General features: G+C 69.4%; 20 protein-coding genes and 1 pseudogene. 13 read left to right on the top strand and 8 right to left on the bottom strand.

Annotated elements, in window-relative coordinates; genetic code table 11:
* Nucleotides 1-6: 6 nt before the first annotated feature.
* Nucleotides 7-213, top strand: a complete 207-nt coding sequence (locus GRX01_RS03130; RefSeq protein WP_201289492.1) for a hypothetical protein — start codon at nucleotides 7-9, stop codon at nucleotides 211-213.
* Nucleotides 214-413: 200 nt separating this feature from the next.
* Here the strand turns inward: GRX01_RS03130 and GRX01_RS03125 are convergent, their stop codons facing one another.
* The 3 genes from GRX01_RS03125 to GRX01_RS03115 form a co-directional block, all read right to left on the bottom strand.
* Nucleotides 414-719 carry a HalOD1 output domain-containing protein gene (locus GRX01_RS03125; RefSeq protein WP_159663382.1) on the bottom strand — a complete coding sequence of 102 codons (306 nt, stop codon included), beginning with the start codon at nucleotides 717-719 and terminating at the stop codon, nucleotides 414-416.
* A 36-nt stretch (nucleotides 720-755) separates the two neighbouring features.
* A complete protein-coding gene (locus tag GRX01_RS03120; protein ID WP_159663380.1) occupies nucleotides 756-962 on the bottom strand; it encodes a hypothetical protein in 207 nt (68 codons plus the stop codon).
* A 99-nt stretch (nucleotides 963-1,061) separates the two neighbouring features.
* Complete coding sequence (locus GRX01_RS03115) at nucleotides 1,062-1,976, bottom strand: DMT family transporter (protein WP_321167889.1); 915 nt, start codon at nucleotides 1,974-1,976, stop codon at nucleotides 1,062-1,064.
* A gap of 194 nt (nucleotides 1,977-2,170) precedes the next feature.
* Between GRX01_RS03115 and GRX01_RS03110 the strand changes: the two genes are divergently transcribed.
* The gene (locus GRX01_RS03110; RefSeq protein WP_159663376.1) at nucleotides 2,171-2,656 is read left to right on the top strand and encodes an Lrp/AsnC family transcriptional regulator; all 486 of its coding nucleotides are present in this window, start codon (nucleotides 2,171-2,173) and stop codon (nucleotides 2,654-2,656) included.
* Between the two features lie 91 nt (nucleotides 2,657-2,747).
* On the opposite strand, the gene GRX01_RS03105 is transcribed toward GRX01_RS03110, so the two are convergent.
* Nucleotides 2,748-3,851 (bottom strand): GNAT family N-acetyltransferase, encoded by a 1,104-nt coding sequence (locus GRX01_RS03105; RefSeq protein ID WP_159663374.1) that lies wholly within the window; start codon nucleotides 3,849-3,851, stop codon nucleotides 2,748-2,750.
* A 300-nt stretch (nucleotides 3,852-4,151) separates the two neighbouring features.
* Between GRX01_RS03105 and GRX01_RS03100 the strand changes: the two genes are divergently transcribed.
* From GRX01_RS03100 to GRX01_RS03065, 8 genes are all read left to right on the top strand, one after another.
* Nucleotides 4,152-4,733, top strand: a complete 582-nt coding sequence (locus tag GRX01_RS03100) for a gluconate 2-dehydrogenase subunit 3 family protein (protein ID WP_159663372.1) — start codon at nucleotides 4,152-4,154, stop codon at nucleotides 4,731-4,733.
* Entirely contained in the window at nucleotides 4,730-6,352 is a 1,623-nt protein-coding gene (locus GRX01_RS03095) for a GMC family oxidoreductase (protein ID WP_159663370.1), read from the top strand. Before GRX01_RS03100 ends, GRX01_RS03095 begins: the two co-directional genes overlap by 4 nt.
* A gap of 151 nt (nucleotides 6,353-6,503) precedes the next feature.
* Nucleotides 6,504-8,921 carry a hypothetical protein gene (locus GRX01_RS03090; protein WP_159663368.1) on the top strand — a complete coding sequence of 806 codons (2,418 nt, stop codon included), beginning with the start codon at nucleotides 6,504-6,506 and terminating at the stop codon, nucleotides 8,919-8,921.
* Between the two features lie 118 nt (nucleotides 8,922-9,039).
* Nucleotides 9,040-10,221, top strand: a complete 1,182-nt coding sequence (locus GRX01_RS03085; protein ID WP_159663366.1) for an alpha-1 4-glucan-protein synthase — start codon at nucleotides 9,040-9,042, stop codon at nucleotides 10,219-10,221.
* Complete coding sequence (locus GRX01_RS03080) at nucleotides 10,214-11,458, top strand: extracellular solute-binding protein (RefSeq protein ID WP_233740838.1); 1,245 nt, start codon at nucleotides 10,214-10,216, stop codon at nucleotides 11,456-11,458. Before GRX01_RS03085 ends, GRX01_RS03080 begins: the two co-directional genes overlap by 8 nt.
* A gap of 18 nt (nucleotides 11,459-11,476) precedes the next feature.
* Nucleotides 11,477-13,135 carry an ABC transporter permease gene (locus GRX01_RS03075; protein ID WP_159663364.1) on the top strand — a complete coding sequence of 553 codons (1,659 nt, stop codon included), beginning with the start codon at nucleotides 11,477-11,479 and terminating at the stop codon, nucleotides 13,133-13,135.
* Nucleotides 13,128-14,408 (top strand): ABC transporter ATP-binding protein, encoded by a 1,281-nt coding sequence (locus GRX01_RS03070; protein WP_201289491.1) that lies wholly within the window; start codon nucleotides 13,128-13,130, stop codon nucleotides 14,406-14,408. Before GRX01_RS03075 ends, GRX01_RS03070 begins: the two co-directional genes overlap by 8 nt.
* Nucleotides 14,409-16,658, top strand: coding sequence for an ArnT family glycosyltransferase (locus GRX01_RS03065; RefSeq protein WP_159663362.1), 2,250 nt, complete (start codon nucleotides 14,409-14,411; stop codon nucleotides 16,656-16,658).
* A gap of 171 nt (nucleotides 16,659-16,829) precedes the next feature.
* Here the strand turns inward: GRX01_RS03065 and GRX01_RS03060 are convergent, their stop codons facing one another.
* The 3 genes from GRX01_RS03060 to GRX01_RS03050 are packed head-to-tail and all read right to left on the bottom strand — an operon-like array spanning nucleotide 16,830 to nucleotide 19,605.
* Nucleotides 16,830-17,531 carry a dolichyl-phosphate hexose transferase gene (locus GRX01_RS03060; RefSeq protein WP_159663360.1) on the bottom strand — a complete coding sequence of 234 codons (702 nt, stop codon included), beginning with the start codon at nucleotides 17,529-17,531 and terminating at the stop codon, nucleotides 16,830-16,832.
* 53 nt (nucleotides 17,532-17,584) lie between these two features.
* Complete coding sequence (locus GRX01_RS03055) at nucleotides 17,585-18,715, bottom strand: inorganic phosphate transporter (protein WP_159663358.1); 1,131 nt, start codon at nucleotides 18,713-18,715, stop codon at nucleotides 17,585-17,587.
* A gap of 59 nt (nucleotides 18,716-18,774) precedes the next feature.
* The gene (locus tag GRX01_RS03050) at nucleotides 18,775-19,605 is read right to left on the bottom strand and encodes a hypothetical protein (protein WP_321167888.1); all 831 of its coding nucleotides are present in this window, start codon (nucleotides 19,603-19,605) and stop codon (nucleotides 18,775-18,777) included.
* Between the two features lie 280 nt (nucleotides 19,606-19,885).
* Here GRX01_RS03050 and GRX01_RS19555 point away from each other — a divergent pair.
* The 3 genes and pseudogenes from GRX01_RS19555 to GRX01_RS03035 all read left to right on the top strand — a co-directional run.
* Nucleotides 19,886-20,431: pseudogene (locus GRX01_RS19555) on the top strand (halocyanin domain-containing protein); the annotation flags it as partial.
* A 237-nt stretch (nucleotides 20,432-20,668) separates the two neighbouring features.
* Nucleotides 20,669-21,346 carry a helix-turn-helix domain-containing protein gene (locus GRX01_RS19430; protein ID WP_159663354.1) on the top strand — a complete coding sequence of 226 codons (678 nt, stop codon included), beginning with the start codon at nucleotides 20,669-20,671 and terminating at the stop codon, nucleotides 21,344-21,346.
* A 220-nt stretch (nucleotides 21,347-21,566) separates the two neighbouring features.
* Nucleotides 21,567-22,694: a sensor histidine kinase gene (locus tag GRX01_RS03035; protein WP_159663352.1), complete on the top strand. Its 1,128-nt coding sequence runs from the start codon at nucleotides 21,567-21,569 to the stop codon at nucleotides 22,692-22,694.
* A gap of 18 nt (nucleotides 22,695-22,712) precedes the next feature.
* Here GRX01_RS03035 and nirK read toward each other — a convergent pair whose 3' ends face one another.
* Nucleotides 22,713-23,783 (bottom strand): copper-containing nitrite reductase, encoded by a 1,071-nt coding sequence (gene nirK, locus GRX01_RS03030; protein WP_159664001.1) that lies wholly within the window; start codon nucleotides 23,781-23,783, stop codon nucleotides 22,713-22,715.
* Between the last annotated feature and the right edge of the window lie 69 nt (nucleotides 23,784-23,852).

Here is a 23,852-nt window from a genome sequence, read left to right as displayed (position 1 = left end):
CAGTCGATGTCCGATGCCTGGCGGGAGATCCACCCGAATCCGGACCCGAACGAGGACCTGGACTACGATCTCGTCGAGCTGGACTTCATCCCCACGTCGACGAGCGGGGGAGAGGAGGTCCTCGTGCTCCCGACCGACGAGGACATGCTCCGCGAGGACGCGTTCATGGTCGTCGACCGCGACAGCGTGATAGATCTGACTGATCGAGCCTGACTGGCGACGGACCGACCGGGTCCCCGGCGCCCCGAGCTGCCGGCGCCGCGGCCACACGCTGACGTGACGCCCTCCGAGCCGGGTCGTACCCGTACGACCACGCGCACTCTCCGTTCGCAGTCGCTCGTCGTCCGCGGTACCCGATCCGCGACCGTCGAGCGGGTTCCGATCGAGCCGCCGCGCTCGCGGCGTCCGTGTCGCTACGAACGCGGTCCCCCGACGTCCGCGTCGGGGGTACGCTCCCCGTCCGGCGCGTAGACCTCGACCGCGTCCGGAGTGATCCGGACCCAGTGGTCCCACAACTCGAACGAGACCGTCGCGGTGCCGGCCTCCGTGATCGCGTTCAGCGCGTCGGGATCGACAGACTGCTGGAGGACCGACGACTGGCTCTGCGGATCGACGTCGAGTCGTTCGAACATGGACGCCAGTTGCTGTGACACCGAGAGCCACCGGCTACGGGGGTCGGTGGCGTCGGGTGGCCGTTCGTGGAATCTCGGGACCAGCACGGTCGACCTCGGGGACTCGGTCGGTGGAAAACCGGATTACTGTCCCTCGGCGGGCTGCCGAGGGGGATCGGTCTCGTCGCCCGGTTCGGCGCGAAGCACCTCGAGATACTGGAGCGCGGTCCGGACGTGATACCGAGTCTCGGACGACTCGGCGGTCGCGAGTGCGCGACGGAGTGTCACCTCCAGCCTCGGAAGTCCCGCGGAGTCGTCGTCGGACTCGGTGCCCCGGTGAGTGGGTGCCATGCCCGTTCATCGGAAGCCGGTTCCTAAGTTATAGACACGTTTCGAATCGCCACCCCGAGTCACCGCTCACCCTACCGCGCCGTCGGGCGAACCCGGGTGTCACTGGATCGCCGTTCGGAGTCGTCCGACCGCGCCCCCGGCCGCGTCGCGGAGGGCGTGGCTCTCGACGAGCGCAAACCCGCCGAGCACGAGGAGGAAGCCGACCACGGCGGCGTCGGTCGGGACGTAGCCGAACAGCGCGAACGAGAGTCCGGCCGCGGCGATCGGTTCGAGGTAGCCGACGAGCATCGTCCGAGTCGCGCCCACGGAGTCGAGCAGTCGGAAGTACAGGACGAACGCGATCACCCCCGGGCCGACGACAAGGAACGCGAGCGTCGCCAGCCCGGTCGGCGAGGCGGCGACCGTCTGCGACTCGCCGAGCGCGAGGCTCCCGCCATGGAGCAGGGCCGCGCCCGTCACCATCCCCATTCCCTGCAGGCCGGCCGCTGAGATGGTCGGCCGGACGCGGCGCAGGAGGATCGTCCCGACGGCGAACGCGACGGTCGCCCCGAACACCAGCAGCGTCCCGGCGACCGGGATACCGCCGGCGGATCCGGGATCGGTCACGGCGACCACGCCGAGGAACCCGAGCGCGACGCCCGCGTACTGGACCGGGGCGAGCCTGCCGGCGTCGAGCACGTACGGCGCGAGCAGCGCCGTCACCACCGGGGCGAGCGCGACGACCGCCGAGGCGACGGGGCCCGGGACCGTGCCCTGTCCGACGTACAACAGCGCGTGATGGGCGAAGATCACGAACACCGCGACGCTCGCGACGGCCACGAGATCGTCCCGGGTTCGGGGAAGCACACGTCCCCGGCGGACGACGGCGACCGCGAGCACGAGCGCCCCGGCGAGATCGTACCGGATCGCCGCGAACAGCAACGGCGGCCACTCCTTCACGCCGGCCTCGATGGCGACGAACGACCCACCCCACAGCGTCGCGAGGATAACGAACAGCACGCCAGTCGTCGGCACACGACTCCAAACAGATCGCATATTCATTGGTTCTAATCCAGCTGAGTGCGCGAGTGTTGATAAGCACTTCTAATTAAGGAGAAGATTGTCGGAAGTATCTCTCACGAACGATCGTCGCTGTCGGATGAGGATCGACTTGACCTCGAACGTTCGGAGCGGATGGAACTATCAGGCTCGCCGGCGGGGGTGAGGGTATGGACGAGCGCGACGTTCGCATTCTGAAGGCGATCGCCGACCTAGAGACCGGCAGTCCGGAGCGGATCAGCGAGGAGACCGAGATCCCCGTCTCGACCGTCCATTACCGACTGAACAATCTCCGGGACGCCGGCGTGATCACGAACGACCTGTACGACATCGACCTCGACGCGCTGGGACTGGGCGTGACGGTGCTCGTCGAGGTGCTCGCGGACTACGCGGGCGAACACGCGGACGTCGCGTCGACGATCGCCGACATCGAGGGCGTGACGACGCTGTTGTCGACCATGGGCGAGACCGACTTCGTCGCGGTCGCCCACCTGCCCGACGACGACGCCGTCGGCCGCCTGCTTCGGGAGTTCGAGCGGATCCCCGCCGTCGAGCGGACGAACTCGACGTACGTCGTCGAGACACTCTACGACGACGCGCGGGCGCTGTCGTCGTACTCGGCGGAGTCACTCGTCGACGCGCTCGTCGACGAGTGAACCGACGCCGGAACCGGCTAGTGAGACGACGACCGCGCCGACGGCCTGACCGGTGACCGGCGAACGGAGCGCGAGTGGCGGCACCGCGAGCTCACCCGGCGTCGATCTGTGCCCGTCGATACCGCGTACGGGCGAAGTCGTAGACCGTCCACGCCCCCGGGATCGTGCCGCGCTCCCAGCGGCAGATCGGGACCGGCGTTCCGCCGTACTTCTCCTTGAACTTGAACACGGAGTTGGAGAAGTGGGGGGAGACCGGCCCGAAGGAGTACCGATCGTACCCCTCCTCGATTCCCCATCGGATCGCCCGGGCGTGCAGTAGCTCCGATGGGTAGCGATCGAACTCGTCGCTGTCGCCGATGGCCGACAGCCAGTGATGCAACACCGACCGCTCGTCGTCGAGGAGATAGACGTACCGTCCGACCACGTCGCCGTCGACGGTCGCCTTGAACACTCTGACACGCTCGGGGATCCGTTCATGGATCGCCTCGAAGAACCGCTCGGGCAACCGGTTCCCGCCCACGCGTTCGATGTTCGAGACGTAGTCGGCGTACGTCCGACGCAGTTCCTCGCCAAGCGGGAGGATCTCGACCTCGTAGTCCTGTTCGAGCGCCCGCCGGATTCCGCGCCGTCGTCCCTTGTCCATGTCCCGCAGGATCGTCTCCCAGTCGTCACGCAGATCCAGCAGGAACGTACACTCCGTCACCTTGGCCGTGTAGCCCAGCGATTCGAGATAGCGACCGTACCGGATCCCGTCGGTGTCGAACGTCTGAACGGAGTGCGACACCGTCCTCGGTCGATCGGTCAGCGCAGTCTGGTCGAAGAGACGAGCGAGGACGTCGGGGTCTTCGGTCGTCACGATCGGCCCCCCGTAGCCCGGAGGCGGCGGCTCCACGGTCTCGATCGGGAGGGTGTTCGCGAGCCGTTCGCCGACCGCGCCGGGGAGGGGGAGGTCCACAGCGACGTTGGGGAGGAACCCGACGGGGTTGCCCTCTCGCGTCACGAGGACGTGGCGTGGCTCGCCGACGTGTCCGTCCTCGACGGCCGCCAGCCAGCCGTATCGGTGAAACAGCGTTCCGCGGTCCGACTGTCTCACGAGGTTGTTCAACTGGTTCTCGGGGAGCTCCTCGACGCTTCGGCAGACGGTGGCCTCGAGAGAACTGTCGCCGGAAGTTCCGCCCGTGACGGCGTCAGACATGCGTGAGGTGAGCCTCGGTGTCCGGGAGTTTTGCTATAGGTCGGTTACTGGGTCTCGGGGATCCGCGCGGCAACCCCCCGGATCCTCGCCGCCACGTACGGGCACCTTACCGGGCGCCGCTCGGGCGTCGGAACGGGGGCGACGTCGCGAGAATCGCAGATCGAACCAGTACGCCGAGCATACGGAGCGGTCCGTGTGCCCTCGTCGGTCACAGGCGGTCCGGACGCCGAGGACGCGTCGACCGTCGCCCCGGCCGGAGAGCGCAACCCTCTTGATTAGGTCGGCCTAATCGGTGGGCGAATGCAGCTCTCCCGTCGCGACGCGTTGGCGGCGCTGTCGGTAGCCGGCGTCGGATCCCTCGCCGGGTGCGGTGCACCGATCGCGAGCGGCGGCTCCGACGGCGATGGCGCCGCCGAGACCGCCGTCTCCACCGAGGACAGCGATCGGAGCGACGACGCAGTAGGGAGCCACGAACTCGCGACGTTGGTCGCGGTCGCGAGCGCGGTGTACCCGTCGTCCGTCGACGGCGTCGACGACTTCGTTCGTACCTACGTTGGCGGCCGGATCGACGGCGACGGCACGAATGCGGGCGGAGTCGCCGAGGCGGTGACGACGCTCGACGAGTACACCGAGGGCCTGTACGGCGCGGAGTACGTCGATCTGTCGAGCGATGAACGCGCGGAGGCGCTGGCGGTGATGAGCGTCGACGACGTCGACCCCGACCCACACGGCACCGATCCCCAGCGTGTTCGCCACTACCTCGTGAACGAACTGCTGTTCGCGCTGTACGCCTCGCCGACCGGCGCGTCGTTGGCGGGGTTGGAGAACCCGCCGGGGCATCCCGGCGGGGTCCAGTCCTACCGGGAGGGTCCCGACGAATGAACGGCACCGGATCCGCCGCCGGCGGGGACGCGATCGATCGGACACCGTCGCCGCGGGCGGACGTCTGCGTCGTCGGCGCCGGACCCGCCGGCGCGCTCGTCGCGGCCGAACTGGCGGCGGCGGGCCACGAGGTCGTCGTGTTGGACGCGGGGCCGCGGTTCGACCCCGACGACCGGACCGAGCGGATGGAGCGACACCTCCGGCCCGGACCCGACGCCCCGGTGTGGGACACCGACCCCGAACGCGACGCCTACACCAGCACCGGCGACCGCCACTACCCCCTCAACGCCGCCCGCGTGAAGGGGATCGGCGGGAGCACGCTCCACTGGCAGGGGATGGTGATGCGGATGCACGAGCAGGACTTCGAACTCGGCTCGTCGGTCGGACTGGGGGCGGACTGGCCCATCGACTACGACGAACTCAGGCCGTACTACGCCGCCGCCGAGGAGGAGCTGTCGGTCTCCGGCGCCGCCGACAACCCGTTCGCGCCGCCGCGGGAGCGACCCCACCCGCTGCCCGCGTTCCCGCCGTCGTACTCGGACTCGCTGTTCGCCGAGGCGTGCGAGGCGGTGGGGCTCGCCACCCACTCGGTGCCCAACGCGCGCAACTCCGAGCCGACCGACGGAGAGAGCGCGTGCGTCGGCTACGGCACCTGCAAGCCGGTCTGTCCGTCCGGCGCAAAGTACGACGCGACCCGACACATCGACGCCGCGGAGGCGGAGGGTGCGCGTGTGGTGGACCGGGTTCCCGTCCAACGACTCGAACACGACGACGGCGGAGACCGCGTGACCGCCGCGGTGTACGCGACGCCCGACGGCGAGGAACACAGACAGGAGGCCCGCGAGTTCGTGGTCGCCGCCGGCGGCGTCGAGACGCCGCGCCTGCTCCTGCTCTCGGAGAGCGAGGCGTACCCGGACGGCCTCGCGAACTCCTCGGGGCTCGTCGGCCGCTACTTCATGGATCACCTGTTCGCGGGGATGGGAGGCACGCTCGACGAACCCACGCGCCAGAAGCACGTCGGCTTCAACACCACCGAGAGCCACCAGTTCTACGACCGACCGGACGACTCCCGCACCGCGATCAAGCTGGAGTTCCTCAACTACGCCGGCCCGGCGCCTGCGGACATCGCTCTCACCGCGGACAGCTTCGGCGACGAACTCCTGGAGGAGATCCGTGACGGGTACGGGACCCACGTCGCGATGGGCGCGCTAGTCGAGCAGCTCCCCCGGAAGGAGAACCGGATCCGGCTGGACCCCTCGCGGACGGACGACCACGGCAACCCCGTCCCGGACGTGGTGTGGGGCTTCGACGAGACGACCCGGCGGACCATCGAGCGCGCAAACGAGATCCAACGTGCGGTGCTGGAGGAGTTGGGGGCGGACATCGGATGGACCGTCGGTCCCGAGAACACCGGTCCCGCGTACCACCACATGGGGACGACCCGGATGGGAACCGATCCGGACGAGAGCGTGGTCGACCCGCAACTCCGGACGCACGACCTGTCGAACCTCACGCTGGCCGGGAGTTCGGTGTTCGTGACGGGAGGCGCGATGAACCCGACGCTCACGATCGCGGCGCTGTCGCTGAAGGCGGCCGACCACCTCGCGGAGCGGCTGTAGGGAACCGAGAACGGCAGCCGGGGGAGCCGAGGGAGGGTCGAGTACGGCGACGGCGTGTTCACGTCTCGACACGATAGCGACCATTTATTTGTCACCGATCGGTACTGGCAGTCGGAAATGCACTCCTTTCGATACGTCTGGGTGACGCTACGTGAGTAGCGATCGGCGCCACCCTGCCGAGGGATCGACGGAGTCGCCGCCGAGTGCCGAGGCGATCCTCGAGGAGTTGGCCGCGGACCCGTCGGTCGACCCCGACGTGGCGGACGCGACGGTCGTCGAGGAGCACACGGAGCGAGTTCGGCGACGGAGGGAACGCGTGCTGACGGCCGACGACGGGTCCTCGTCGCGGTCCGCGATCGATCCGGGGACGTACCGACGGGTAAGCTCGTCCCGGGTCGCCCACGCCGACCGATACGACCAGGCGCCCGAGAACCTCTCGACGAAGCGGATCGAGTACATCGAGCAGGGGCGGCCGGTCGAGACCTGTCCGAAGTGTTCCGGGTCGACGCGGCTGACCTGTCCCGACTGTCACGGCGACTTGGAGGTCGACTGCGGCACCTGCCACGGGAGCGGCGAGTCCGAGTGTTCGGTCTGCGAGGGGGACCCGACCCGCGAATGCGACGCCTGTGACGGGACGGGCGAGCAGCCGTGCAGTTCCTGCGGCGGCAGCGCGTCCGAGAACTGCCCCGAATGCGGTGGGACGGGCGGCCACTCCGAGGAACGGCAGTGCCCCCGCTGCGAGGGAGACGGGTGGATCCACTGTGCGGAGTGCGACGGCGAGGACGACGACTGCGACGAGTGCGGCGGCGACAACTCGGTCGACTGTCCCCGCTGTTCGGGTAACGGCGTCGAGGAGACGTGGCACGACTGCCCCCGTTGCGGCGGGCGGGAGTCCGTCGGCTGCACCGACTGCAACGGGACCGGCGTCGAACGGTGTTCCACGTGCCGCGGTTCGACGACGCTCGAGTGTACCTCGTGTGACGGCACCGGCGAAACCGAGTGCACGAACTGTGAGGGATCGGGGATCGTCGACTGTACGAACTGCGACGACGGGGAGGTGACCTGTAGCTATTGCAGCGGTGCCGGCGAGGTCGTTCACGCGGTCGAGGGAGAACTCAGCTTCGGGATCGGCACGACGGTCGATCTCGAAACCGACCGGGTCCCTCGCGACTGGATCGACACGGACGACGGGACGGTCACCGAGCGAACCCGGGAGGACCCGGAAACCGAGGGGGGAGTGTACCGGCGCGTCGTCGAGGTCGAGGAGATCCCGGTCCGAACCGTCACCTACGCCCACCTCGACAACGAGTACGAGGTGGCGTCCGTCGACGGAGCGCTCCGCTACGACGAGGCACCCCAGCCCGCCGAGAACCTCCGTGCACAGGTCGAGGCGGCGGTCGACTCCGGGTTCTTCGAGTACGATTCCGGCGGGTCGTGGGGCGAGACGGTTCGCCGCGCGCCGCGGACGGCCCTCGGCGACGCGGTCCACATCGCCGCCGGCGTCGCCGTTACCGGGGCGGTCCTGATCGGGCTGGCGTTCGCAACGACGTTCCTCCCGATCGGCGACGCGGTCCAGGACGCCGTCGGCGTGGGCGGAGCGGCCGTCGCCGCGCTGTGGTACGCCAACAGGACCGGGACGAGCGGGACGACGATCCGGACGGCCTCCAACGGCGGGGGACTCGTCGCACCCGCGCTGGTCGGGGTCGCGGCCGGCGGTGTCGTCGCGGGCGCGCTGGTGAGACCGGCCGGACAACTGCTCGCGGTCTCGCTGGCGGCAGCCTTCTGGGCGAACCGCGTCGCCGAACGGGTGATGTTCGAGGCGAGGCGCGCCGGCCACCGGACCGACAGGCGCGAAGAGTTCCTCTACGGCGAGCTCGACGGTCGCGCGTCCGAGCTGCGGGCCCGCGGACTCGACCGGCTGCTCCCGGAGACGGAGCCGACGCCGAGTATCGGGACGCTCAGACGCGTCAGATCCGCGGTGTTCCTCCTCGCGTGGGGACCGAACGTGCTGCTCGTGACGCTGCTCGCGGTCGGCGAGGTCGGCGCGACCAATCTGCTGCTCCAGTACGTCGGCTTTACGACGGCGCTCGCGGCGGTCGGCGCGACCGTGCTGGTGTCGACTGCCTCGCTTGCGGTGCTCGCGTGGGACTCGATCGCGGGAGGCCGGTCGGACGGGGCCGACCGACCGGTCGAAACCGCGAAACTGGACCGGACGGGCCCGAGCCGGTCGGAGTCAGCCAGCGTCCAGTCACGAACGAGCGGTCCCTCGGCGTCGGAGCGTACCGACGAGGAGCTCGGGGACTTCCAGCTCGTCCTGCTGTACAGCGTCGAACACGCCGACGGGATCACCGGGGTCGAGATCCAGGAGGCGGTCCGAAACCTGTACGACGAGTCGGTCGACACCAGCTCGCTGTACCCGGCGCTCGACGAACTGACGAGGACTAAGTACCTCCAGAGCACGAACTCCGGATACGTCACGACCCGGGCGGGTGACCAGTTGCTTCACGAGGAGGCGTCCCGTCTCGAATCGCTCCTGGACGAACGACCCGTTCAGCGGACGCCGGAGTAGCGGGGACGCCTGCGGACGGGACGATCTCGAGGGCGGTCGGTCACGGTTACCGGATCGCAGTTTCGGTCGCCCAAAACATCGACACCCTTTAGGCTACCCTAATCGATCGACCATTCGAATGAGTTCACCCCAGGACATCTGCGTCGTCATCCCGACGATCCGGGAGTACGAATGCCTCCGCGAGTACGTCGCGAACGCTCGCGAGCACGGCTTCGACACCGACCGGCTGTTCTTCGTCCTCGTCACCGAGGACTTCTGTGACACGGACGCGATGGAGGCGATGCTCGACGAGGAGGGCGTCGAGGGCGCCGTGTTCGACGGCACCGCACGCGAGGAGTGGTTCGCCGAGCACGACGCCGCCGAGTTCTCACACCTGATCCCGGCGGCGAGCCACGCACAGACCTCCTTCGGCCTACTGTATCTGTGGGCCCACGAACGCTTCGAGTACGGCGTGTTCATCGACGACGACACGCTCCCGCACCGGGAGGAGGACTTCTTCGGCACCCACATGCGCAACCTCGCGTACGAGGGCGAGATCGAGTCCGTCAGCTCCGACGAGTCGTGGGTGAACGTCCTCTACCAGTCGGACACCGACCTGTACCCGCGGGGGTACCCCTACGCGGCGATGGACGAGTCCGTCGAGACCGACACCGAACGCGTCGACGAGGTCGTCGCCTCCCAGGGGCTGTGGACGAACGTCCCCGACCTCGACGCCGTTCGAATTCTCATGGACGGCGACCTGAACGGACAGGCGCAGACGCTCACCCAGGCGAGCGACTTCGAGCGCGACTTCGTCGCCGCGGAGGGGCAGTACCTCACCGTCTGCTCGATGAACCTCGCGTTCCGCCGCGAGGTCGTCCCGGCGTTCTACCAGCTCCCGATGGACGACAACGAGTGGGACGTCGGCCGGTTCGACGACATCTGGTCGGGGCTGTTCCTCAAGCGCGCTGCCGACGAACTCGGCAAACAGGTGTACAACGGCGGCCCGCTGTGCGAGCACAACAAGGCGCCGCGCTCGACGTTCGACGACCTCGCCAACGAGGTCGCCGGCCTCGAACTGAACGAGCACGTCTGGGAGGTGCTCGACGGCGTCGCCGACGACGCCGACTCCTTCGAGGCGGCGTTCGCCGAGATGGCCGACGCGCTCGCGGAGGGCGACTTCGACGAGTGGAACAACGGCGCGTTCCTCAACCACTGCGGGGAGTACATGCGCGACTGGCTCGACTGCCTCGACCGCGTCGAGGGCGCGGGAACGCGTTCGGCGGCCGCGGACGCTCCGGAGGTGCCCGCAGATGACTGACGACACGACACACGACGACATGACAGACGACGACAGCGCGAACGGACGGCGGACGTATCGGCGGCGAAAGGTGCTGGCGGGACTCGGCGCGGCCGGCGCCGCGGGGCTCGCCGGCTGCGGCGGACTCGGCGGCGACGGTGGAGGAGGTGGCGGCGGCGGTGATGGCGGCGGTGGCGGTGGTGGCGGAGGCGGCGGGTCGGGCGACGACGCGATCGGCGCCGCGTTCGACGACTTCCGCGGCTCCGGCCCGCTGGCGCAGGGGCGGTCGGACATCGGGGGCACGCGCATCGCCGACCTCCCGAACCTCAGCGGGGAGCTGACCATCTACCTCGGCGGCGGCGAGGGCGGCCTCTATCGCGACCTGCTCGCGAAGTTCGAGCAGATCTATCCCGACTTCAGCGCGACGCCGCGGGAGTCGGGGACCGCGGACGCGGCGAACACCATCATCAACGAGGGCGGGGCGACCCCGGCTGACGTGTTCTGGTCCGTCGACGCCGGGTCGCTGGCGGCCGTCTCCGCCGAGGGGCTCTCCGCCGAGCTTCCCTCGGAGGTCGTCGACCAGGTTCCCGAGGAGTTCCATCCCGACGACACCTGGGTCGGCACCGCCGGACGGGCCCGTGCGGTCCCGTACAACACCGAGGAGCTGTCCGGGGACGACATCCCCGACGACGTGATGGAGTTCCCTGAGTTCGAGGGCTTCCAGGACGCGATCGGCTGGGCGCCCACCTACGGCGCCTTCCAGTCGTTCGTTACCGCGATGCGGCTGCTCGAGGGCGAGGACGCCACCCGCGAGTGGCTCCAGGGGATGCTCGACGCGGGCGTCACCGAGTACAACAACGAGTTCCTCGTGTCCAACTCCGTCGCCGACGGCGCGCTCAACGGCGGGTTCGCGAACCACTACTACGCGCTGCGCGTGGTGGCCGCCCGACCGGACGCGCCGATCGACCTCGCGTTCACGAGCGGCGACGCCGGCGGACTCATCAACGTCGCCGGCGCGTCGGTGCTGTCGGCGAGCCAGAACCAGGAACTGGCGTTCAACTTCGTGCGCCACCTGCTGTCGGCGGAGGCCCAGGAGTTCTTCGCCACCCGGACGTACGGCTACCCGATGGTCGGCGACATCCCGCCCGTCGGCGGGCTGCCGCCGGTGTCTGAGCTGGACCCGCCGAGCATCGACCTGCGGGAGCTGGCGAACATCCAGCCGACCCTCGAGCTGATGCGCGACGTCGGGGTGCTGTGATGGCGGAGGCGGTCTGAGATGGCGCCCGGCGAGGGCGTCGGTCGGGTCCGCGGACTCCTCGTCAGCGACGACGACCAGCCGAGCGTGGCGGTCGTCCTGCTGGCGGCGGCCGTCGCGGCCGCGGTGCTCTCGCCGCTGTTGTGGCTGTTCATCAGCGCCTCGGAGCTGGCCGTCGGCGACGCCATGTCGCTGTTGACCTCTGGGACGACGACGGATGTACTCGTCAACAGCCTCACGCTCGTGGGGCTGGTAACCGGCGCGTCGATCGCCCTCGGCGTTCCGCTCGCGGTGTTGACTGTCCAAACGGACCTCCCGTTCAGACGGTTCTGGACCGTGCTCGCGGCGCTTCCCTTGGTGGTCCCCAGCTACATCGGCGCGTTCGCGTACGTCTCGGCGTTCGGGCCCAGCGGCGCGCTCCCGGACCTGTTCGCCCAGTACGGGCTCGGATTCGTGAACCCCTATCTTCCGACGGTATACGGACTCGGCGGAACGACCCTCGTGTTGACACTGTTCACGTATCCGTACGTGTTCCTCACGACCCGCGCCTCGCTGCTGTCGTTCGACACGACGCAGCTGGAGGCGGCGCGAACGCTCAACCACAGCTACCCGCGGGCGTTCCGCCGGGTGATCCTCCCGCAGATCGCGCCGGGGGTTACCGCGGGCGCGTTGTTGGTAGCGCTGTACACGCTCTCGGACTTCGGGACGCCCGCGATCATGCGTCTCGACGTGTTCACGCGCGTCATCTACGTCGAGCTGAACAGCTTCGGCGTGGGACGGGCGAACGCGACGCTGCTGTCGATCCAGTTGCTCGCGGTCACCGCGGTGATCCTCGCGCTCGAATCGCGCGTCAGCGGCGACACCGCCGCGGGGTACGGGACGCCGTCGTCGGCCAAGCGTGTGGTCTCGTTGGGGCGGCTCCGCTGGCTGGCGGCGGCGGTCCCAGCGTTCGTGAGCCTGTTCACGCTGGCGCTGCCCGTGGGGATTCTCACGATGTGGCTGGTCCGCTCGGGGCCGGGGTACAGCGGCGGCGGGCTCGCGTTCCGCCCGGAGTTCGCGACGAACTCGGCGTACGTCGCCGTGTTGACCGCGGCCGCGACGGTGCTGTTCGCGCTCCCGGTCGCCTACTACGCCGGGCGCTCGAACTCGCTTCTGTCGAAGGCGGTCGACCGCGCGACGTACCTCGGGTACGCGATGCCGGGCGTCGTGCTGGGGCTGGCGCTCGTGTTCTTCTCCAGTCAGTGGCTGCTGGAGACGTTCGGCGCCGGGGCGGCCCAGCTGGTGTACCAGTCCCTGCCGCTGTTGGTGTTCGCGTACGTCGTCCGGTTCCTCCCGCAGGCGGTCGGCTCGACGCGGTCGTCCGTGCTCGGGGTCGACCGCGACCTCGTGGGCGCCGCCCGTCTGCTCGGGGCGAACCCGCGTTCCGCGTTCCGGCGGGTGACGCTGCCGCTCATCTCGCCGGGGCTGCTCGCGGGGGCGGCGCTCGTGTTCCTCACGACGATGAAGGAACTGGACACGACGCTCATCCTCCATCCGACAGGGTTTACAACGATAGTGACCTACATCTGGCGTGTTCAGGAGGCCGGGTACTACGGTCGCGCCGCCCTGCCGGCGCTCGTGTTGGTGGCCGTCTCCGGCCTCTCGATGATACCGCTGCTCAAGGGATCCGACGATGCCTGACGACACACCCCACACGGACCGCGACGAGACCCCCGTCGAGCCAGCCGCGGCCGACGCGGCCCGCGACGCGCCGGCGACGGACGGCGGCGCGGCGGTCGGCGCGTCCGACGGAACGGGCGCGGACGTCGGGGGGTCGGACGACCGAGCCGTCGACGCTGGAGCGTCGGCGACTGCCGGCGGCGGCGCGACGGACGGGACAGCCGAGGCCCGCCCCGCCCCGGTGTTGGAACTGGAGGGCATCGTCAAGCAGTACGGCTCGGAGACGGCGGTCTCCGGGCTGGACCTAACCGTCCACGAGGGAGAGCTCGTCACCCTCCTCGGCCCGTCGGGCTGCGGGAAGACGACGACGCTGCGGATGATCGCCGGACTGGAGACGCCGACCGAGGGCACCATCGCCGTCGGCGACGAGGTGGTCGCGGGCGACGGCGCGGTCACCCCGCCCGAGGAGCGCGACGTGGGATTGGTGTTTCAGGAGTTCGCGCTGTTCCCGCACCTCTCCGTCGCCGAGAACGTCTCGTTCGGGCTGGAGGACCCGGACTCCGACGCCGCGGACGCCCGCGTGTCGGAGCTGCTCGAGCTGGTCGGCCTCGCCGACTACGGCGACCGCTCGGTGACGGACCTGTCGGGCGGCCAGCGTCAGCGGGTCGCGCTGGCGCGGTCGCTGGCGCCGGAGCCGGACGTGTTGCTCCTCGACGAGCCGTTCTCGAACCTCGACGTGAGCCTCCGCGTCCGGATGCGAGAGGAGGTGAAGCGGATCCTCGACGAGACGGGCGTGACGGCGGTCTCCGTCACCCACGACCAGGAGGAGGCGCTGTCGCTGTCCGACCGCGTCGCCGTCGTCAACGACGGCGCCGTCGAGCAGGTGGGCGACCCCGGGGAGGTGTTCGAACACCCGACCTCCCGGTTCGTCGCCTCCTTCCTCGGACAGGCGAGCTTCCTTCCCGCGAGGGTCGGCGAGCGCGAGGTCGAGACGAGCGTCGGCTCGTACGACCGCGACCTGTTGAAGGGGTTGGGCGACAGCTACGTCGGCAGCCACGTCGACGTGTTGGTTCGCCCCGACGACCTCCGCGCCACGCCGGTGGCCGAGGGCGACGCCGACGGCGAGGTGATCCGCCGGCAGTACACCGGGCCCTCCTTCGTGTACCACGTGAAGCTCGACAACGGTACCGTCCTCCGGTGTCTGCATAACCACACCGAGGAGTTCGACGTGGGCGAGCCGGTGGCGGTGACGCTCGTCGCCGACCACGAACTCGCGTGGTACCCCGCCCAGTAGATGACGGGCTCGCCCGGCGAGAGCGATGTGAGCACCGGTACCAGATCCGTTGACCGGCTGGTCACGACCCTCCGAACCCATCTGGACCGGGGTCGCGTCGCCGCGGCCGTCCTCGCGCTCGTCGGGGCGGCCGTAGCTGTCGTCGTGGCCGGGGACGTGTTCCCGTACCGGTCGCTCAACCACGACGAGGGCGTGTACCTGCAGCAGGCCGACATGCTGCTGTCCGGGCAGCTGTTCCTCCGACCGCCGGTCGAGGACGCGTTCCGGCCGTGGTTCTTCGTCGAGAGCGCGCGCGGCCTCTACTCCAAGTACGCGCCCGTTCCGGCGGCAGTCTTCGCGCTCGGGAAGCTCCTCGGGGGATACCCCCTCGCACTCGCGGGGATCGCCGCCGGCCTCGTCGCAGGCACCGTCGCGCTCGGGCGGGAGCTGTTCGACGCGCGCGTCGGGGCGCTCGCCGGCGTGCTCCTGATCGCGACGCCGCTGTTCGTCGTCCACAGCGGCCTGTTCCTCCCGTACGCGCTGACGACGGCCCTGAACGTCGCGTTCGCGGTCTCGTATCTCCGCGGGGAACGGCGGGAGAGCCGTCGTGACGCGACGTTCGCGGGCGTCGCCGTCGGCCTCGCCTTCTTCGCGCGGCCGTACACCGCGGTGCTGTTCGCGCTTCCGTTCGTCACGCATGCCGTCGTCACGCTCGTCCGATCGGGCGCGTGGCGAGTCCCGCTCACGGCCGCGGGAATCGGCAGCGAGGGAGCCCGCGGCAACGACGACCGCGCACGCGGCCTGTTCGTCCGCCGCGCCGTCACCGCGGCGCTGGGCACCGTGGGGGTGCTCGTCACGTTCGCATACAACGCCGTCGTGACGGGCGACCCATGGCTGTTCCCGTACCTCGCGTTCGCCCCGGAGGACGGCGTGGGGTTCGGCGAGCGGGCGATCCTCGGGCACGTAGTGGACTACACGCCCGAACTCGGGATCGAGGCGAACCGGCTGGTGCTGGAGACGCTGTTCACCGACTGGGTCGTCGCCGGCCCGCTGGGCGCGGGCGTCGCCGCGGCCGGCGTCGCGCTCGTGCTCGTCGGGAGAGGGATCCCGGGCGACGGCGATGAGTCAGCGTTCGACGGACGCGTCCGACGAGGGCTGCTCGCGGCCACGTTCGCCACCGTCGCCGCCGGGAACGTCGCCTTCTGGGGCAACTTCAACGTCCTCGGCGCGCTGGAGGTGCGCACCGACGGGCTGATCTACTATCTCGGGCCGTACTACCACTACGACCTGATCGTCCCGACGGCGGTGTTCGCCGCGGTCGCGTGCGTCGCCGCCGCCGACGGAACGCGTGCGGCGGCCACGCGTCTCGCGACGCGGCGCGACCGGGTCGACCCGCGACACGCCCGAGTCGCGGCGACGGTCGTGCTGCTCGTCGCCGGTGCGGCCGCGGGGGGCGTCGCCGCCGGCGCCGTCGACGACACCGTCGAGCGTAACACCGAGGTGACCGAGGAGTTGCGCGCCGGCTACGGGTCGCTCGTCGCCGATGGCGATCCCGGCGCAGCGGTTCCCGAGAACTCGGTGCTGTTCCTCCCGACGCCGTATGGCCCGTGGCTGAACCACCCGTTTCAGGCGCTTCGGAACGACCCCGGTCACGACGGCCCCCGGGTGTACGCGCTGGGCGACACGCGGGAACTGGAGGTCGCCCGCGCGTACCCCGAGCGCGACCTCTACCGCTACGTGTACGCGGGGTCGTGGGTGCCGACCGACGACTCCACCGTTCGGGGCGGGCTCCGGGAGGTCGAGCGCGTCGCCGGCGACCGGATCTACCTGAACGCGACGCTCGGACGTCCGGAGTCGGTCGAATCGACGACCGTCCGCGTCACCGGCGATCGCGGGTCGACGTATCTCGTGGCGACCGACGACGGCGGTCCGCTGTCGCTGTCGATGGTCGTCGAGGACGGCGAGCTCCGAGTGAGCGGTGAGGACCTCGCCGTCAGCGGCGGGGAGGAAGGAGAGGCGGAGGAAGGTCGGCTCCCACTGGACGATGGGGACGAGATCGAGGTGGAGGTGTTCGTCTCGACCGGCCCCGCAAGCGGGTACAGCTACCGGCTCTCGTTCCCGTACGAGCGGATCGACGGGACGGCCCGGGCGCTGACGGCGACCGCCGAGCGGTGTCCGGTGCCGACGCGATGCGTTCCCGACGGCGTCGAGGAGTCGCCGCCCGACCGCGGGATCGACGTGACGTTCTCGAACGCGAGCGCGGGAACGTAGCGGACGGTCGTCACCGATGGCGGGTCGTGTCGCCGACAGCGACGAACGTCGAGGACACCCGCCGATCGCGAGCGACATCGGTCTCGGATACCTCTCGCATGTTCGTCGTCAGCTGGAAGACCGGCCCGTATCCGGTCGACTGGAGGGTGTCGACCGTCCGTTCGGCGGACGCTACGGGCGGAGTTGTCTGACTCGCTCCTCGAGACAGCACTTCAGGATCGACTTGCCGATCTCCGCGCCGCCGGAGAACGGATCGAGCTTCGTCTCGCCGAGCCGTTCGTCGTACTCGATCGGCTCCTGGCGGATCCGGTAGCCGCGCATCGCCGGTCGAATGAGCAGTTCCGCGGACAGCCCGGTGTTCTCGGTCCACCGGATCGACTCGATCACCTCCTCGTGGTACGCGCGCATCCCCGTCGTCACGTCGTGGAGGGTGTGGCCGCCGAGGGCGCTCGCGACGGCTGCGAACGCACGGTTGCCGAGTCGGTTCATCGGCGGCATCGTATCGGCGCCGTGGTACAGGCGGTCCCCGCTGACCACGTCGTACCCGTCGTTGATCAGTTCGAGGAAGTCAGGGATCCGGTCCATCGGGTAGGTGCCGTCGCAGTCGGTGGTGATCCGGACGGGGTTGCTCGCCTCGTACAGCGCCCGACGAACCGCCGCGCCGTAGCCGCTGGGCGGCTGATCGACGACGCGTGCGCCACGCTCGCGGGCGATTTCTGCGGTCCCGTCGTCGGAACTGTCGACCACGACGACCTCGGCGCGGCCGTCCGTCGCCGCCTCGATGTCGTCGAGCACCGGTCCGATCGCCTCCGCCTCGTTGTACGCACCCATGACGACGCTCACGTCGTCGAGATCGTACGACCGTTGGTCCATACCGCTGGCTATCGTCGGACGGGTTTAGGCTTACCGAAAACGACCGATTCCAGTCAGAAGAACGGAGCGTACCGGAAGGTGAGGAACGCCCCGAGCGTCGAGATGAGCGGGACGACGTTCTGCATCACCACGACGCGGGCGGTCGTCGCGGGATCGAACAGTTCCCCGGGCGTGGGAATGTCGTCCGGCGCCTCCTCGTCGATGGCCGACGGGTCCTCCGTCTCGCCGCGAACGGCCTCCGAGACGGAGATCGGACGGGTCGCCCGTCCCCAACCGAGGCCGACGATCGACATCGTGGCGATGACGACGAAGCTGGCGGGGATCCCGATGAACGAGAGGAACACCACGAGCGCGGCGGATATCGACGCGACGACGATCGCGGCCGTCAGCGGGAGCTCTGTGATGTCGCTCCCCATCGTCTCCAGGGTGCGGCGGGCGATGGTGAACGAGCCGATCCCGACGGCGAGCCCCCCGATGGCGATGCCCGGGTTCATCTCGAGCGCGCCCGCGCCGACGAGCGGCGCGATGGCGTTCGCGATGTTGGACGTGCCGGAACTGAACGCCATCAGACAGCCGATCGCGACGACGGCCACGACGCCGACGGCCTCCCGCCTGCTCGCGTCGTCGTGGACCGACACGCTCGGCAGCAGTCCTCCGCTCCGGTCGATGTCGAACACGGCGCCGTCGCTCTCCTGCATCGCGAGGAGACCGTCGAGTCGGCTGTAGAAGTACCGACCGATGATGAGCGACACCCAGAAGCCGATGACCGGGGCGACGACCCACCAGATCACGATCCCACCCATGATCGCCCAGTCGAGCGCGTCGTTCGCGACGCCCAGCCCGGCGATGGCGCCGACGGCGGTCATCGACGTCGACGCGGGCACGCCGAAGACGTTGCCGACGAAGAGGGCCAGTCCGATGAAGAACAGGACGCCGATACTCGTCTCCAGGGTGAACACGCCCGACGCCGTGACCAGATCCGAGCCGAGCGTGTCGACGACGCGTCTGCCGATCGTCCACGCGCCGACGAAGAAGAACGTCGTCATCAACGCCGCCGCGGTCGACTTCGACACCGCGCCGGCGCCGACGGCCGGACCGAACGCGGGACCGGTCGTCGATCCGCCGATGTTGTAGCCGACGAACATCGCGACGAGCACGCCGATTAGAAGGAGCAACTCAACCATATTACCGGTGTTAATGTACGGGTCCCCTAAGGCCTTGCTCTCTCATGTTCCGGTGTCAGTCAACTATCTTCCTTGGTGTCCTCCGAGTCGTCGGAGCCGTCTGATTCACCGGCGGAATCGGCCCCCGTCGGGCTGCCACCGTCGTCCCCGTCCGGATCGTCGTCCTCATCGAGTTGGTCCTCGACGGACCGTTCGACCGCTTCCTCGACTGTCTCCTCGACTGTTTCCTCGACCGTCTCCTCGACCGTCTTCTCCACCGTCTCGCCTACCTTCTCCTCGACTGCCTTCTCCACCGTCTCTCCCACCTTCTCCTCGACGGTCTTGTCCACCGTCTTTGCAACTGTCTCCTCCACCGACTCGCCGACAGTCTTCTCTACCGTCTCATCGACTGTCTTCTCCACCGTCTCGTCGACCGTCTTCTCTACCGTCTCGTCGACCGCCTCCTCCATCGTTTCCCCAACCGTCTTCTCTACCGTCTCACCCACCTTCTCCTCCACCGTCTCGTCGACCGTCTCTCCGACGGTCTTCTCCACCGTCTCGCCGACGGTCTTGTCTACCGTGTCCGCGACCGTCTTCTCCACCGTCTCGCCCACCTTCTCCTCGACGGTCTTGTCCACCGTGTCCGCGACCGTCTTCTCTACCGTCTCGCCGACGGACTCGTCGACGGACTCGGCGACGGTCTCCTCGACCTGCTGCTGGACCTCGGTGGTCATCCACTGGGGGTCGAACCGGGCCATCTTCCAAGCGATGTGGATGACGAACGAGACGATGACGCCGAGGCCGAACGCGACGCCGACCGACGTCCCCACCACGAGTATCAGCCCCACGGCCAACGCGATCAGGAGCCCGTACAGCAGGTCGACGATGGAGTCGACGCGGTTCGGGTTCACAGGTCGCCTCCCCAGCCCACGAGTTCACCGCACAGCCCTCCACACCCCACCGCTCGGCCCCGTCGCTCGGGATCGTGTCCACGCATACCGGTGCTGGTGGCTGGAGGGGGATAAACTCGCCTGTCCGTAGGCCGATCCGTGCGGTCGTTCGACGCCGGGGAGTACGCGGAGACGAACGGCGATCCGGATTCATTGGCTCGAGACGCGCGCTGTCCGTCGTTCCCAGTCGTTGGGAGCCAGCGTACCTCCCCTTTACCACCGGGCCGCAAGCCGAACATGTATGAGCGACCCGGGAACATCATCGGTGTCACGGCGTACCGTACTTCGAACGACGCTGGCGGGCGGCGTCGCGGCGGCCGCGGGCGGAGCCGCGGCGACGCCGGCGGCCGCACAGTCGTCGGGCGGGCTCGAGGAGTGGTTCTCGGGCGTGAGCAACTACGACGGGGTCGTCGACGAGACGGGCTCGGGCTCGGTGAGCGTTCAGGTCGGCGTCGAGGCCAACGGCGGGGCGTACGGCTTCGGGCCCGCCGCGGTCCGTGTCGACCCCGGGACGACCGTCACGTGGGAGTGGACGGGGAACGGCGGCTCGCACAACGTCGCCGCGGAGGGTGACGCCTCATTCGAGTCCGAACTCGTCGGCGACGGCGGACACACGTTCGAGCACACGTTCGAGGAGGCCGGCGTCTACCGCTACGTCTGCACGCCGCACAAGGCGTTGGGGATGAAGGGCGCCGTCGTCGTCGGCGACGTCGAGGTCGGCGGGTCGAGCGACGGCGGCGGATCGGGCGGCGACGGAGGCGGCGAGACGTCCACCGCGACTGCCAGCGGGACGGAGAGCTCGGCCGGCGGCGGCGCTGACGGCGGGTCGGGTGGCGACGGCGGCGGCGGTGCCGGCGACGCCCCGGCGCTGTTGCTGCTCGGCGGCGGCATCGGGGCCGTCCTGTCGCCGCTGGTGTTCGGCCTGTTCCTCCTCCTGTTCGGGGACGACGAGGACACCGGGGGCACGAGTCCCGGATACAGGGCGGACGGCGGACGCCGGGACGACGGGGCGAGGTGATCGGTCGTGGCTCGCGCGAGACTCGAGGTGACGCTCCCGGACGACGTGTGGGTCGGTCAGGTGACTCGGTCGCACCCGGAGGCGACGCTGTCGGTGCTGTCGGTGCTGCCGACCGAGGGCGGCGGGGTCGCGCTCGTCTCGCTGCGTGACGACGACGCGCCGACGGTGGTCCGCGACATCGACGCCGCCGACGGCGTGGAGGAGGTCGAACTCCAGCGGGCCGCCGAGGACGTCCGCGAGGCGATCATCCGGGTCGAGACGACCGACCCGCGGCTGTTGATGCCGCTGCGCGACTCCAGGCTCCCAGTGGAGTACCCGGTGGAGGTGACCGAGGGGACGGCCCGGATCACGGTCGCCGGCTCGCGCGACCGGCTCTCGGCGTTCGCGACCGCGCTGGAGACGATGGGGATGGACTACGTCGTCGACTACGTTCACGACGCGATCGACGCCGAGGACCTCCTCACCGACGGCCAGCGGGAACTGCTCGTCTCGGCGATCAGGGCGGGGTACTACGACACCCCGCGCGAGAGTACGCTGACCGAGCTGGCGGACCGTCAGGGGATCGCAAAATCGACCGCGAGCGAGCGGCTCCATCGCGCCGAGGGGAAGGTGATCAAGCGGTTCGCCGAGGACGCGCTCGACATCGACCCCGACCGGTCACCCCTCGCGGCGACGGCCGAGTAACGGCGTCTCCTCATCACATCCCGTACCGGGGTAGCGGAGGCAGGCCGCCCAAGGGATCCATTGTCGTTCACGGGACGACGGTCCCGGCTTCCGCCTCGATACGGTTCGCCCGTGACGCGTCACGTCGATCCGACCGGCGTCCGCTCGACGTGTTCTTTCAGCCGTCCCCACACAGCCCGTAACGACGCCGTTTTTGAGCCGCGCGCCACAGTCACGCCCAATGGATCTGCAGCGGGGGACAGCGGCAGCAGTCGTCAGTGCCACCGGACTGGGGCTGGCCGCCGTCGGCGGGTCGTACGTATCGACCGGCGTTCCGGGGCTCCCGGGGTGGATCGTCGTCGGCGCCGTGCTCGCACTCGGCGGGGCGTTCGCGATCGCCGGGCCGGCGCTGTATCGGAGTTCCGTCACGTCCGAACACCTCCTCCGGGTCGCAGGGTGGAACGCGCTCGGGGTCGTCGTGACGGTCGCCGTTCTCGCGCTCGTCGGGACGTTCCAGACGGCTGACGGCGGCCGTGTCGCCGCGCCGTTGCTCTCGGGGGCGGTGATCGTCGGCGTCAGCGCCTTCGCTCACGTGTTGATCGGCGTCAACGACGTCAGGCGGATCCGCGCTCGGACGGTCGCCGATCAGCGGCGGAAAGCCGCCGTGGTGAACCGGTTCGTCCGCCACGACCTCAGTCACGCCGCGCAACTGCTGATCGGGTACAGCGACCGGATTCGAGGAGGTTCTGACGGCGACGCCGGCGACGGCATGAACGACGGCGCTGGCGCCGATGACGGCGGTGACGACGCGACCGACGCCACGGACGTCGACGTGGCTGCACAGATCGTGTCGATCGCCCGTCGCTTGAGCGAGACGCAGTCGCGCGTCACGGTCATCGACGAACTGCTCGACGGCGGCGCGGAGACCAAGGGATCCGTCGTCGTGAGCGAGGCGGTCGAACGGCGCCGCGCATCGCTGACCGACGGCTACCCGGACGCATCCCTCCGGATCGAATCGGACGGCGGACCGGCGGCCCGCGGTGGGGATCACGTCGTGACCGCGGTCGTCGAGCTGGTCGAGAACGCGTTGGAGCACGGCGACGACCGGGCGGAGGTTCGGGTCCGGGAACGCCGGGTCGGCGACGAGGTCGAGATCCGCGTCATCGACGACGGAGACGGGTTCCCGGAGGACGAGCGCACGCTGATCAACGACGACGAAGTGGAGACGCAACTTCGCCACAGTAGCGGCATGGGGCTGTGGCTCTCGAAGTGGGTGATCGAGTTCTACGAGGGCTCGTTGACGATCGGGACAGACGAAAGCGGAGACAGCGAGGCGACGGTCAGGCTGCCGGCCGCGACCGCCTCATAGGGTTCGAACCGCCCGATTCTATGGGTCCGGGTCGAACACGTCGGGGTTCTCCTCGCCGTCGACCGAGACGATGCCGAGCATCCCCTTGCGCGCGACCCGCGAGAGCGCGTGGTCGACGAGCTTGATGTCCTCGGGCACCGGGAAGTCCATGGTGCCGACCATGCAGCTTCCCGGCGGGACGTTCATCGTCTGGACGAAGCGTTCGGGAGCGCTCGCGAGCGCGCCGTCGCGGTAGGCGTCGGTCCAGACGTTGCCGATCGGGTGGAAGTTGCTGTTCAGGTTGGGTCCGCCCGCGACCATGAACACCCGGGCGGTCTCGCCGGTCTCGGCGCTCATCGCGCCGAAGCGGTTCGGCGTGAGTCCGTACTTCTGCCCGTTGAGCACGACGTAGGTCGGGTCCTCGGCCTTCATCGACTCGAGATCGAACCTGTGACGTCCCTTCTCACCGGCGGGCTTGTCGGTGTAGATCTCGTGTTGGCCGACGTAGAACTCGCGGTCGACCTCGGGGAGCCCGTCCTCCGGTTCGACGAGGATCATTCCGAACATCCCCGAGGCGATGTGGTAGTCCATGTTCGCGACGGCGCAGTGGTAGATGAAGGCGCCGGGGTACTCCGCCCGGAACTGGATGGTCGCCGACTCCCCGGGCGCGACAGTCGTGTCCTCGGCGCCGCCGCCGGGACCGTAGCAGGCGTGGAAGTCGACGTTGTGCGGCATCGCGTTCTCCTCGGCGTTCGTCAGGGTCACCCGGACGGTGTCGCCGCGACGGACGCGGACCATCGGGCCCGGAATCTGCCCGTCGAACGTCATGTAGTCGTAGACGACGCCCTCCTCGACCTCGGCCCGCACCTCCCTCGCGGTCAGGTCGACCTCGACGGTCTCCGAGGTGTCGCGATCGATCGGTTCCGGTACGTCGGTCGGGTCGGCCGCGACGCGGCTCCTCGTCGGCTTGCCACTCGTCTTCTCGGTGGTCTGCCGCGCAGTCTCAGTCTGTTCGTCGGTCGGCGCGTCGGCCGCACAGCCGGCGAGGGCGGCCCCGCCCGCGCCGGTTCCGAGCGCCTTCAGCGTCGTGCGTCGCGTCGTGGGCATCAGTGGGCACCTCGCAGTTGTATGTATGGGTGGACACCCCATCAACCGAGTTCGTGGTTCCCAGTCGCGGAG

The sequence above is a fragment of the Halobaculum saliterrae genome (assembly GCF_009831625.1).
Classification (GTDB): Archaea; Halobacteriota; Halobacteria; order Halobacteriales; family Haloferacaceae; genus Halobaculum; species Halobaculum saliterrae.
This window is presented reverse-complemented; position numbering and strand designations above follow the sequence as displayed.